This window comes from Jezberella sp., from assembly GCF_964834465.1.
In genome coordinates, this window is sequence record NZ_CBAZRM010000007.1 from 162,588 (window position 1) to 175,461 (window position 12,874).

A 12,874-nucleotide genomic window follows, 5' to 3' on the forward strand; every position below is an offset into this window, starting at 1 on the left:
CTCGAGATGAGAAACGCTTTAGCCAGTTCAGCGCAATCGCTTCTGACGTTGCCACGAAGCACAAAACGCTTCGTCGCCGTGTCGGTGGATGCGAGTGTGTGCGTTCTCACCGTGTGGTTTGCTTTTTATCTGCGGTTGGGCGAGTTTGTGTCTTTATCAGGTGCGCCTATTCGTGCAGTGATTGCCGCTTTGCTCTTTGCTCTCCCCATTTTCATCGTATTCGGTCTTTATCGCGCCATATTCAGATATTCAGGCTGGCCGGCGCTGATGACAGTTGCGCAAGCTTGTGGCGTTTACGGTCTTCTTTACGCAGCTATTTTTACTGCAGTTGGGATAGAGGGCGTGCCACGAACGGTAGGGCTGATACAGCCGTTGTTACTGTTATTGGTCGTCGGCGGCTCGCGAGCACTGGCACGTTATTGGCTTGGTGGGCTTTACCAGAGCCAGCTTAAAACAGCAGATTCATCCAAAGTGCTGATTTATGGGGCAGGAGACGCGGGACGGCAGTTGGCCGGTGCCTTTGGTAGCGCCAGCAAAATGCAAGTGGTGGGTTTTCTTGATGATGACGAAAAATTGCAAGGCAGGGTGCTCAATGGCCTGACCATTTACCCGCCTGACGACCTGCTGAACCTGGTGAACACCTTGAACATCAGTGATGTGCTTCTGGCGTTACCTTCAATCACACGAAAGCGGCGCAACGAAATACTCAATCAGATGTTGCAGGCCAAGGTTTCTGTGCGCACCTTGCCCAGCGTCTCTGAATTGGTCGAGGGTAAGGTCAGCACCTCAGATCTGCGAGAGCTCGATATTGAAGACTTGCTGGGTCGAGATCCGGTTGAGCCAGATGCCGCGCTTCTAGAGAAAAACATTACGGGCAAGGTGGTCTTGGTGACGGGGGCGGGGGGCTCAATCGGTAGTGAGCTTTGCCGTCAAATTATGCTGGGCAAACCAGCCACTTTGTTGTTGGTCGAGCAAAGCGAATTCGTGCTCTACAACATTCATCAAGAGCTGATCACCCTTACCGAGAGGCAGCAAACCAACCTAGTGCCTTTGCTGGGTTCGGTCTGCGACGCAGCGCGCATGCAGACCATTATTGGTTCTTGGCGGCCAGACACGATTTTTCACGCAGCGGCCTATAAGCATGTGCCGCTAGTTGAGCACAACCCCGTCGAAGGGATCAGAAACAATGTGTTCGGCACGTTGATGCTTGCTAAAACGGCGGCGAATTTTACGGTGAAAGATTTTGTTTTGATCAGCACAGACAAGGCCGTCAGGCCCACCAATATCATGGGTGCGAGCAAACGACTGGCTGAGATGATTTTGCAGGCGTTCGATGACAGTCGTCGCAAACAAGTTGATGACCTTACGACTCGGTTTTCAATGGTGCGCTTCGGTAACGTATTGGGCTCATCGGGTTCGGTGGTGCCGAAATTTCGTCGTCAGATCAGCGACGGCGGGCCGATTACGCTCACGCACAAAGAGATTGAGCGTTACTTCATGACCATCCCAGAGGCCGCTCAGCTCGTGATTCAAGCGGGCTCAATGGCAGAAGGCGGCGATGTCTTCGTGCTGGATATGGGTCAGCCCGTCAAAATCTTCGATCTTGCCAAAAGGATGATCGAACTATCTGGTCTGCAGTTGCGTGATGAAGAGAACCCAGATGGCGATATTGAAATCCAGATTATTGGGTTGCGGCCTGGTGAAAAACTGTATGAAGAGTTACTGATCGGTGACGACCCAAGCCCAACGAGACATGAACGCATCATGCAGGCTAAAGAAGAGGTTATCTCGTGGGCAGAACTTGAACCCAAACTTGCCGAACTGACCGAGGCATTGATCAGTCAGGATGTCGCTGAAATCAAACGGTTGCTGGTGCAGCTGGTCGCTGGTTACATCCCGGCAGAAGTGACCGTCGACTGGATTACGACGGTCAAAAATGATTCGTTACTTGGTGAGGTTGAACACTAAACGATGCCTGTCAATATTCTGTTTCGTTTGCAAAGGTGCTTATCCTGGTTCGGGTTGATTGCCGGGCTATTTGCGGTACTGGTGGTGTTGGGCAGCTACCTCGTTTCGGCGCAACAGGTGTATCGCGGGCCGTCGTTATTTTACTTCTACACCTTTCTGCTGTTGGCTATCTGGTCCAGAAAATGGTCGACGTTTTTGCTGATCCTCATGCTGCCGTTGTTGCCCAATTTAGCAACTCAAGCAGAGTTTATCCTTCACCCACGGGTCAAATACTTTATTGCCTACCCCGGTGTTGACGCGGTGGTCGGGCTCTTTGCCGGCCAACTCGTCCGAACGATTTATAAAAAAGAAGATCTCCGTCAGTGGTTGGTGTTGCCTCCTTGGCCTGTGGGCCTAACGATTTTCGTGATCACGGTCTCGACTGGCATCACGATCAGCCGTAATCTTTGGCTTGGCGCATCCGTCTTTTATGTGCCTGGGTTTCTTAATAACCTGTTTCGCTTCAAACACATGGGGGTCGGAAACGATTACCTCGTGCTGGCGGATCTGATTGTCTATTGTGCGGGGACGTTGCTGATCATTTGCCTGTTGACCACGCTCAAAGCGAGTCGGCAAAAGGATGATGCCGTTTTTACGCCAGTCGTTATTGGATTGATGTTGTCTGCCGCCTGGGGGATTTTTCAAGCCATGACAGGCTTTGGCCTGCCAGCGTATGCGCTTCAGTACAGAACAGATTCCATCGGGCACGGCGCCTTTGGGTTTGAGCCTGATATCCACGCCTTCGCAGGTCATATGCTGATTGGGGCAATTGGTCTTTTCGGCTATCTGTTTTCAACGCAAAGGGCTCAAGCCAAGTATTGGGGGCGCATTATTCTGGCTGCGTGTTTGAGCAGTTGGGTGGCGTTGATGCTGAGTAAGTCAAGAGCGACCTTTATCTTCGCGATTTTGTTCACCGTCTTTGTCATCTTCAACGCATTGCTCAGGCAAGAGAACCAGCAAATAAAAAGGCGCATCGCCGTGGTTTCATTGGTCGGCGTTGCTATGGTTGCGGTGTTGGGGTTGACCGGTCATCTCTGGTTCAATGTCATCATCGATGAAGTCATCGCGTTGAAGCAGATCAATTTTCAGACACTCAACCGGCTGTCGGTGTATCGTCTTGAGTTGTTCAGTACAGCCATCAACATGTTTGAAGCCTTCCCGCTCATGGGGGTCGGGCAGGGCAATTTTCTGCACTTGTCGTCAGTGCCGGCCTATATCTCGTCCGCCGGTGGCGAAAACGCACACAACTATTTCTTACAAACGGCGGCTGAGCTAGGTTTGGCGGGGGTGGTCGGATTTGTGTTGATCTTTGCCTTGCCTTGGTTCACTAGCAAAGACAGGCGAGCTTTGTCGGCTGCGACTTTTGCCATTGCCGCGATCTTCATTGGCAACATTTACTCGCATCCGCTGATCATCCGTGAGAACCTCTTGTTCTTGGCAGTCTTTGTGGCGCTGCTTTATGCCCACTCAAGGTCAACGCAGCCAACTGAGTACGTTGCCTTGCGCCCCAGATCTAACCAATTAGCGGCAACCATGGTGTTGTTGAGCGCAAGTTGCTTCTGTTATTTTGCCTGGGTCGAAGTGGCTCAGTCCTTCACCAGCGACCCTTTCTTGAAGGGGGCAGAGTGCTTCAAAGAAACTGACAAAACCGAAGACGGCTGGATGCGAGGCAGCTTGACGATTCAATTGCCACAAAGCGCGACGGGATTATCTCTGTTGATTGATAAAAGCCAGCCGCATGTGCTTGACTTGCCGTTGAGTGCGACATTGACGTTGATGGATAGCGACGGTCATGTGGTGGCGACGACGACCTACCCTGCGCTGCGTGACAATGATTTCAGTCTATCGATTGCGTTACCTGAAACCCAGCGCTCAGCGCTTGCTGTTGCTGACCGCGTTCAACCCTGGCATGCCCGCGTTCAATTATCTCGCTGCTTCACCGAAAGTAATTTTGCGCAGAGTGATAATCCCACAAGGAAGGGCTTGCACATTAAATCCGTTCGTTTCCATTGATCATTCGTGTTAACACGATAAATATGTTGATAAAAAATAAGAGCGAAAGCCTAGATTATTTGATTAAGTCTGCACTGGCCCTTTGTGTGCTTATTTCGTTGGTGTTGGCATTGCAATCTTATCTAGTCGAAACGCCACTTTGGGATTTATCCCCAATTATCCAAGCGGTGAGGGATTATGCCGTCGGTGTTAGCCCGTACAGGCAAAAAGATCAGTCGATGTTCATATACCACCCGTTCGTATTGATTGCGCTCTCATTAATCGGCCAGTTTGTCAGTCTGAAACTATTTCTTGCCTGTTGTTATCTTGCCGTTGTCTTGTGGTTCTTATTTGAATCCACCAGATTTTTAGCAGATCAGGTAAACGGTGTATTGAAGATAGCTGCCATTATTGTCATGGCCCTCACGTTCGGAGGCGTATCACTGAAGGCTTTACTCTCAGGCAACTTCAGCGCTTATTTCCACCTGATCCTGATCAGCTTAATGTTCAACTATAGCGCTCAAAATCGGAAGCTCGTTCTTTTTCTTTACGGCTTTTCGCTCATTTGCTTCTCTATCGTAAAGCCCTATTTTTTGGCATATATACTATTCTATTTTTTAGCACATCACGTTAAAAAGGCGATTGCGTTGTCTTTAATGTGCTGTGGCGTTGTCGCTTTGCTTTGGTTCAGTGGCTCTATCCTGCTGCCAGATCAATACGCTGATTTTCTTCGAGCGATGCAATATCAATTATTGACAAAGGATGACTTGGGTGGGTTTTCGACGCTTCGTTTATTGGGGCCACGCTTGGGTTATCAATGGGCCTTTCTTTTGCATATTTCTAGCGTAGGCTCGCTCTTTGTCTTACTAATGGTTTGGGCAAAGCGCCGCATCGTTGTGTTGGAGCAAAGAAGCCTCCTTTTGCTTCTAATTATTTTGATTGTTTTGACCAACCCTCGCGTTGTTTTTTACGATTTCTTTGCATCAATATTTGCACTGTTCTATCTGCTATTTTTGACTCGCCGAGATTATGACCGCGTCTTAATACTGGGATTTCCGATTGCGATTTACTCGCAGCTGACCGCTCATTCAATTCGATGGGTGATTGCTGCTTACGCGGTTGTGGGCGCATTAATGATTTGTGGTTTAGTTGCAAGGCGTAACAACATCGCTTTAGACATAGATCAAAAGCGTGCTTAATTTAAGTGCCGGGCACATCCTCAACAAGATCAACGCATAACTGGCTGCGAAAAACGATGAGACTAGAGTCTGTCAATTCCTCAGAGCGACTCAGAACGCTCGATTTTCTAAGAGGGTGGGCGATCTTAGGTGTGATTGGCGTGCATTGCATACAGGGGTTTCCATCGCACATACGAGTGATTGATGTTGCGTTCGGGCTAGGTAAGTTTGGAGTTCAGCTGTTTTTTTTCGTCAGCGCTTGGACGATGTGTTACATGTGGAATCAGCGCAACGGCGAGACTCAGCCGGTTTTTAAGTTTTACGTCAGAAGGTTGTTTCGCATTGCGCCATTATTCTGGTTGGCGATACCCACGTATTTACTTATTAACGGCACCAGCCCATCGCAGTCAGCGCCAGACGGGGTTGGTTTTCGACAAGTCGCCTTGACGGCGTTTTTTTTGCACGGTTTTTCGGCCGGGGATATTAGCAGCATCGTGCCAGGTGGATGGACCATCGCAGTTGAAATGCTTTTTTATCTATTGTTTCCTTTGATTATTCGATCTATTGCAGATCGAAAAGTTTTTTATATCTGTATCGGTTTTGCTATCTGGTTGGTAAACGAGTTTTGGTTTAAAGATGCAGCAACTGCAGTGCTCTCTGCGCATTACAACGATGGCGTCATTCAAGAGTTTCTATACCTAAATTTTTTGAATCAAGCCCCGATATTTTTTATTGGATGCTATTTGTACTTTGCAATTCGCGCTTACATGACACGAACTGAGCTTGGTTTATTCGTGCTGTGGTTAGGCGTTGGATTGATTGCGAGATATTTCCATCATGTCCGAGGTGCTGACTTTCTGTTGGTGACTCTCAGCCTAGCTGCTTTCGTATACGCTGCAATTAAGAGCGGGCTGGTGTTTAAACCGATCGAAATGCTAGGACAACGTTCTTACGCTATTTACTTGATTCACTTTCTCGTGATTCATTATCTGAACTTAATTGCGTTAGGTATCGGGCCGCTCGCGTTGGCCGTGGGATTTTTTCTCACCGTAAGTATTAGCTATGTTTTATCTTATTTCATCTATATTCTGATCGAAAAAAATACACAACTTTTCGTCAAGAGGGTAACGTCTTAACTCGACTGAAACATCAAAGCTGATCAGTTGAGACGTAAAAGTACAAACTTGTCATCCTCATACACCAGTGGGTATTTTTCTCGATCAGAGAATTCTGCTGCAATTTTGATCGCAACGGCACCCAAGGCTTTTTTGATGAGTAGAAACTTTGGGTGATATCGCTCAAGAATCATTTGCCGATAGGCTTGATCTTGTTCAACGGTATAAAACTGCATCAAATCCCATTTTCTGACGTACCAACCTGGCACGAAGGCGAGGGGATGGTCAGTGCCGACGACTTTGCCAGCAATACTCGGGATAATCCAACTCGACTCTACATCGGCAAAAATCAGATCATACTGATCGGTATATTTCGCTAGAAAATTCAGATCCCGATAGGTGATCGCACTTGAGATGGGTCGCCCTAAATAAATGCTGTTGAAAACCGTCAACAATCGGCTGGTCGATTGCTGCAACCAGAACGTAAAAATGGCAGCGAGCCCGACAAGCCAAAGTGCCTTGAACCACTGAGAAAATCGAGATTTATCGACGATTTGTTCGAACTGATTGATCACTTGTGCCAACAGAAGATTCGCAATCAACAGGGCAAAAGCGATGGTGCGACCGTAAGAATATTTGGTTGAAAAATAGCCCAACCCATAAATCGCGATGAGTGCGAGCAACATCAGGGCGAGGTCACGATTTTTGGCCTTTAGCGCTTGCCACACGATGAGGGGCGACACCATTAAGGTTGGCCAAACGCGGTGAATGACATCAAGATACATGACTTCGTTAGCGAAGTGAAAGGCATCGCCACCCACGCGGATGAGTTGCAACATTGAAAAATAAGGCCACAACAACGACAAAGCCAACGACCCGAACGTCATCACCGTAAGCGTTGTCAGTGAACGCAGCGTGATCTTCTGATGGCAAATCTGCTGACAACTGAGACCCACCAGCAAGAAGATTGCAGTGAGCGAGTGAATAATCAACACGAGGCTGCAAATACTTACCATGAGAGTACTGTTGACCAACGATGAGGTGATCAAGGGCCGTTTGTTGAGCGACAGCGCGAGCAAAGACAAGCCCAGGGCAAAGGTCGACGGATAGGGCAATACATCATTGAAGATACTGAGGTTATAGAACCCGCTGAAGAGCCAAGGATGATCGCCCCAAAAAAACAGGCTCAAAATCAAGGTATAGGCCGCGATGGTGGCGCCCTTGCGCTCGTCGTAGCGTCTGCAGAACCGCAATAGCCCATAGCTGAACAACGCTAAATTAAACATGCCAAAAATGGCTAACGCACTGATTGAGCTGAGATGAAACGCTAAGCCAAAGAGTGCCACCAACAGCGAATACGGTGAAAAAAACGCGTGTGGCACGTTAAGCGTAATTTGAGGGTGCTGAGGATGCCAAAGATGGGTCATCAACTCGCGAACCACCGCACTGTGCTCCCAGAAATCCTCTGACCAGACCCCTAGCGTGGCATATAACGCGTAGCGACCCAACAAAAAGAGCACGACGATCAGATAACGCTGCCTGAACAACCAGTCTGCATGCCAAGCGAAGAAAGAAGAGGCGCTAACGCGTGTGTTCATCAATGGCTGTCGATATATCTATAATGAGCGGATTATTCAGTTAATGGTGTACGAATGACGCCTTATTTGCTTCAATTTATTTGTGAGCCAATCACAAAAGCGCCTCTTACCCTAGAAAACGCCGTCTACGACAGCGTGGGCAATGTTATCACTGGCACCTTGACCACGGCGCAAGGCAAAGCGTACCCGATTGTGGATGGCGTCCCGCGGTTTGCGAACTTTGTTTCGTCTAAAACGGTTGATTCGTTTGGCGATGAGTGGAACCACTTCAATTTTATTGACTTTAAAACAAACTGGCTATCTCACACCGTCGCCAATACCTTCGGTAGCGTCGACGCGTTCAAAGACAAGCTGATTGTTGACGCAGGCGGCGGTAGTGGCTCGCAGAGCAAATGGTTTGCCGAGTTTGGCGCCAAGCACGTGATCTTGCTTGATCTCTCACATTCAGTAGACGATGTGGTGAGACGTAATCTTGCCACGCTGAAAAATGTCGATGTGATTCAGTGCTCGATTGATGCACCACCGCTGCGTTCGGCCTCGATCGATGGCATCGTTTATTGCCACAACGTCATCCAGCACACCCCGTCTGTTGAAAAAACCGCTAAAGCTTTGTTTGAGCTGGTTGCGCCCAAGGGCGAATTTGTTTTCAATTGTTATGCACTGAATGATGAAGGTGCTTTTCGCTGGGTGCGGTTTCATCTGATTTATGAGCCATTGAGGGCGCTGCTTTCAAAGCGGTCCTTCAGCACCATCATGGCGTATTCAAAGTTCGTTTCGATACTGCGCTTAGTACCTGGCTTGGGTGAGGTACTCGAAAAGCTCAGCATCGTGGTGCAAGGCGACGTGCCCGTGATTGAGGGCGAAGGGTGGCTTGCCCGCTTGAAAAGACGTTACAAGAGCGGCTGTTTAAACACCTTCGATTGCTATGGCTCACATGAGTTTCAGCATCACAAATCGCACGATGAGATTCGCGAACTGGTGGCTAGTCTGCAACCCGATAGCGCTAAAGTGCTGAATGCTGACAAGTATTACCTGCGCCCACCGCCAATTGGCTGTGCCTTGCGGATTTATAAATGACCATTGCTTCGCCTAGGCCGAAGGGGGCGCTATGTGTGGGATAGTGGGCGTTGCCTCGGTTGCCCCGTTGCAGCAACGGACGTGGCTCTCAGTGGGCCGAGACGCGATGGTGCATCGGGGCCCAGATGATGCTGGGCAATGGTGGGCCGAGAATGGTCAGGTGGGGTTGGCTCAGCGCCGGTTAGCCATTATCGATCTATCCCCCATGGGACATCAGCCGATGGTTGACCCGACATTGGGGTTAGCGATCACCTTTAATGGCGAGATCTACAACTTTAAAGCATTGCAGAGCGAGCTCAAGCGCGAGGGCTACGTCTTTCGGTCAGCCAGTGATACTGAAGTGCTGCTGGCGGCTTATCACCAATGGGGCGTCGATTGTCTCTCTAGACTCAATGGCATGTTTGCGTTTGCCATCTATGACGTCAACCGCAAGCAACTCTTTTTTGCCCGCGATAGAGCGGGAGAAAAGCCTCTGTTCTATTACGCGGCTGATCAGGCAATCTATTTTGCCTCTGAATTAAAAGCGCTCTTGGCGAATCCGCAATTACCTCGACGGATGAATCACGAGGCTTTGGATTGCTATCTGGGCGTTGGTTATGTCCCTGGTGATCGTTGCATCTTGGATGGCTATCGTAAGTTGCCACCAGCGCATGCCATGACATTCGATTTAACGAATGGCAAGACCCGTACGTGGCGCTACTGGCATATGCCAGCTGAGCCCGCGCAGTCGCAGGACGATAGTCAAGATGAAACGGCCTTGCTGGATGAACTTGAGTCATTGCTCGAAAGTGCCGTTCAACGACAACTGGTGGCTGATGTGCCGGTCGGCGTGTTATTGAGTGGAGGCGTCGATTCGAGCTTGATCACGGCGATGGCAGTGCGAAGCTCTAGCAAGGTCAGAACCTTTACGGTCGGGTTTCCCGGCCATGGGTCAATGGATGAAACTATCCACGCCAGACTGATTGCTGATCATTTCTCTACCGACCATACTGAATTGGCGGCTGATGCGATCGACCCCAACTTGTTGTTCTCGTTGGCTCGCCAATATGACGAACCTATCGTTGATTCAAGCATGATCCCGACCTATCTGGTCAGTCAACTGGTACGCCAACATTGCACCGTCGCGTTAGGCGGCGACGGTGGGGATGAGCTGTTCGGTGGTTATGGTCACTACAGCCGTCTGTTGTGGATGAAAGACCGACTTGGGCGTATCCCCTATCCCTTGAGTAGATTGGTGGCGCAGGCTGCTGAGACGTGTCTGCCGGTGGGGTTCAAAGGGCGCAATTGGCTGCAGGCCTTAGGTGCGAACCTGCATCAAGGTTTACCGTTGATTGCGTCTTACTTCGACCGTCAAGCGAGAGCGCAACTCATTCATGGCTACGCTGGTGTCAAGCATGGGGCCGAGCGAATCATGGCTGAGCGAATCCCGAGTTCGCCGAACTTGCTTGATCGAGCCACAAGAATGGATTTTGGTAACTATCTGCCTGAGGATATTCTGGTGAAAGTCGATCGGGCGAGTATGTTGAATTCGCTAGAGATAAGAGCCCCTTTTCTGGATGCGTCGTTGATCGACTTTGCGTTCGGCAAAGTCCCGCATCAGCTCAAAGCCTCTGCGACTGACAAAAAGATATTACTCAAGCGCCTGACTGCTCGGGTGTTACCGCCAGCGTTTGATCGTCAGCGTAAGCAAGGGTTTTCTATCCCGCTTGCCACCTGGTTAAAGGCGGGCCCGTTTAGAGATTTGTTCAAGCAAGTGCTATTGGCTGATGATTGTCTCTTTGACCGAGCGAGGGTGCAACAATTGTTTGAGCGCCAAGATAAGGGGGCAAGTAACAGTGAGCGGCTGTTCTCGCTGGTCTTGTTTGAGCTGTGGCGTAAAGCTTACGGTGTCACGCTTTAGTCCCTTGAACTTCACGTCTGCACTGCCGCAGGGTTTAACGAATTGATTGCCTCTTGATATGTTGACATCCAGTGCTAAACACGCCTCGTCTTATCGCCCTGATATTGATGGATTACGGGCGATTTCTGTTCTGTTGGTGCTTGGGTTTCACGCTTTCCCCTCGCTCGTCGGGGGTGGCTTTATCGGTGTTGACGTCTTCTTTGTTATCTCGGGATATTTGATCACGGGCATTATTTTGGGTGAGTTAGCGACGGGATCTTTTCGTTTTACTCATTTCTACGCGAGACGGATTCGACGGATATTCCCCGCTTTGATCCTGGTGCTCTTATTCAGTGCCGTTGTGGGCTTTCAAATCCTGCAAATCGATGAGCTCAAACGCCTCGAAAAACATATTTCAGCCAGCACCGTTTTTATTCTTAATTACGTATTTCTGGGTGAGAACGGCTATTTTGATAGCACCGCCACAGCGAAGCCTTTGCTGCATTTGTGGTCGCTTGGGGTTGAAGAGCAATTCTATTTAATCTGGCCCTTGTTGATGGTGGGCATGTGGCGCGCTGGCAAGCGACTCTTGTTACCGACACTGCTGCTGGCGGCCTTATCGTTTGGCTGGAACATCAGCCAGATTTCGTCCCATCCGGCGCACGTCTTTTACTCGATTCAAACACGCTTCTGGGAGCTTTCCATCGGTAGTTTGCTGGCATGCGCGCTCAGCCGTGACAGCGGACGCGAGCAAGTGCCAGGGCGCTTGAACGGCCTCTGCGCTTGGCTGGGTGCAGGTTTGATCGCCATGGCGGTGGTCGTGGTGCGGGCAGAGAAAGCCTTCCCAGGCTGGTGGGCCTTGATGCCGACAGTGGGGGCGTGTCTCCTGATTGCGGCTGGCCCTCAGACCTGGGTCAATAAAAATGTGTTGTCTCAACGCGTTCTGGTAAGACTCGGTCTGATTAGCTTCCCTCTCTATCTGTGGCATTGGCCGCTCTTGTCGTTCGCTTGGATAGCGCACGGTGGTCCGCCACCATCGTGGGTGCGATTGCTACTCGTCGCTCTTGCTTTTATATTTGCCGAACTGACTTACCGCTTTGTCGAGACCCCCATCCGTCAAGGTCGCTCGAAGCGGTCGGTCATCGTTGTGTTGTGTGGGTTAATGTCGTTGATCGGGGTGTCAAGCTATTTGCTTGATAGGGCACCGTGGCAACACGCTTCTTCTAGCACCACACGGGATGCCCGTGGGACATCAACAGCGAGTGATGAAGCGGCATACATCACGGGATACACCCCAGCCTTCAAAACAAAAGAACAGTTCTATGCCTACTACGCCAATGAGCCGTCGCAGCGTTGGCTGACGTTCTTTGAAAAGAACTTTCGCCATGAGTGCAATTTCTACCAAATTGATCAATATTATTTAAGCCAGCCAACAGAGGTACCTAAAACGAGTATTGCAGATTCGTGTTTTGTCGTTGATAGCAAATACGACAAACGCGTCATGCTCTGGGGCGATTCGCATGCGCAAATGCTCAACATCGGCTTACGCAAGACGCTGCCCGATAACTGGCAAATTTTGCAGGTGACCAGCTCGGGGTGCGCGCCGAGTGTGTCGAATCAACGACCCTCAGACCTTCATTATTGTCTTCAATCAAATTGGTTTGCCTTGAAGGTAGCGCGTGAGGCTAAGCCAGATGTGGTGATCCTTGCTCAGTCTGTTAATCATCGTTATGAGGATATTCGTGACCTTGCGGTAACGCTTAAATCCTTCGGTGTTAAGCAGGTTATCTTTGTGGGCCCAGCGCCTCACTGGCAAGATGATTTACCTAAAATCATGGTCAGACAGTTGTGGCCGAGTCTACCCATGCGGACGTGGGTCGGCGTCGACAAAACGTTTCAGGCGTTGAATGAAACGCTCAAGCATGATTTCGAAAATTCGCCAACCGCCATCTACATCGATACGATGGCTTTGTTTTGTAATCAAGACGGTTGCCTGACACGACTGCACGACGAGACGACCGCTGAGTT

The 12,874-nt window shown here is 49.8% G+C and carries 8 protein-coding genes; 7 read left to right on the forward strand and 1 reads right to left on the reverse strand.

Features of this window, described 5'->3' with window-relative positions:
* Positions 1-6: 6 nt before the first annotated feature.
* The 4 genes from AC1W8Y_RS07350 to AC1W8Y_RS07365 are packed head-to-tail and all read left to right on the forward strand — an operon-like array spanning position 7 to position 6,313.
* Positions 7-1,968, forward strand: a complete 1,962-nt coding sequence (locus AC1W8Y_RS07350; protein WP_482013825.1) for a polysaccharide biosynthesis protein — start codon at positions 7-9, stop codon at positions 1,966-1,968.
* Between the two features lie 3 nt (positions 1,969-1,971).
* A complete protein-coding gene (locus tag AC1W8Y_RS07355) occupies positions 1,972-4,020 on the forward strand; it encodes an O-antigen ligase family protein (RefSeq protein WP_482013826.1) in 2,049 nt (682 codons plus the stop codon).
* A 23-nt stretch (positions 4,021-4,043) separates the two neighbouring features.
* Positions 4,044-5,198: a hypothetical protein gene (locus AC1W8Y_RS07360; RefSeq protein WP_482013827.1), complete on the forward strand. Its 1,155-nt coding sequence runs from the start codon at positions 4,044-4,046 to the stop codon at positions 5,196-5,198.
* Positions 5,199-5,254: 56 nt separating this feature from the next.
* A complete protein-coding gene (locus AC1W8Y_RS07365) occupies positions 5,255-6,313 on the forward strand; it encodes an acyltransferase family protein (RefSeq protein WP_482013828.1) in 1,059 nt (352 codons plus the stop codon).
* Positions 6,314-6,336: 23 nt separating this feature from the next.
* Here the strand turns inward: AC1W8Y_RS07365 and AC1W8Y_RS07370 are convergent, their stop codons facing one another.
* Positions 6,337-7,890 carry a hypothetical protein gene (locus AC1W8Y_RS07370; RefSeq protein ID WP_482013829.1) on the reverse strand — a complete coding sequence of 518 codons (1,554 nt, stop codon included), beginning with the start codon at positions 7,888-7,890 and terminating at the stop codon, positions 6,337-6,339.
* A 54-nt stretch (positions 7,891-7,944) separates the two neighbouring features.
* Here AC1W8Y_RS07370 and AC1W8Y_RS07375 point away from each other — a divergent pair, with 54 nt between their 5' ends.
* The 3 genes from AC1W8Y_RS07375 to AC1W8Y_RS07385 form a co-directional block, all read left to right on the forward strand.
* Positions 7,945-8,967, forward strand: coding sequence for a methyltransferase domain-containing protein (locus AC1W8Y_RS07375; protein WP_482013830.1), 1,023 nt, complete (start codon positions 7,945-7,947; stop codon positions 8,965-8,967).
* 31 nt (positions 8,968-8,998) lie between these two features.
* A complete protein-coding gene (asnB, locus tag AC1W8Y_RS07380) occupies positions 8,999-10,867 on the forward strand; it encodes an asparagine synthase (glutamine-hydrolyzing) (RefSeq protein ID WP_482013831.1) in 1,869 nt (622 codons plus the stop codon).
* Between the two features lie 58 nt (positions 10,868-10,925).
* Positions 10,926-12,874, forward strand: a 1,949-nt coding sequence (locus AC1W8Y_RS07385; protein ID WP_482013832.1) for an acyltransferase family protein, incomplete at its 3' end; no start/stop codon positions are given.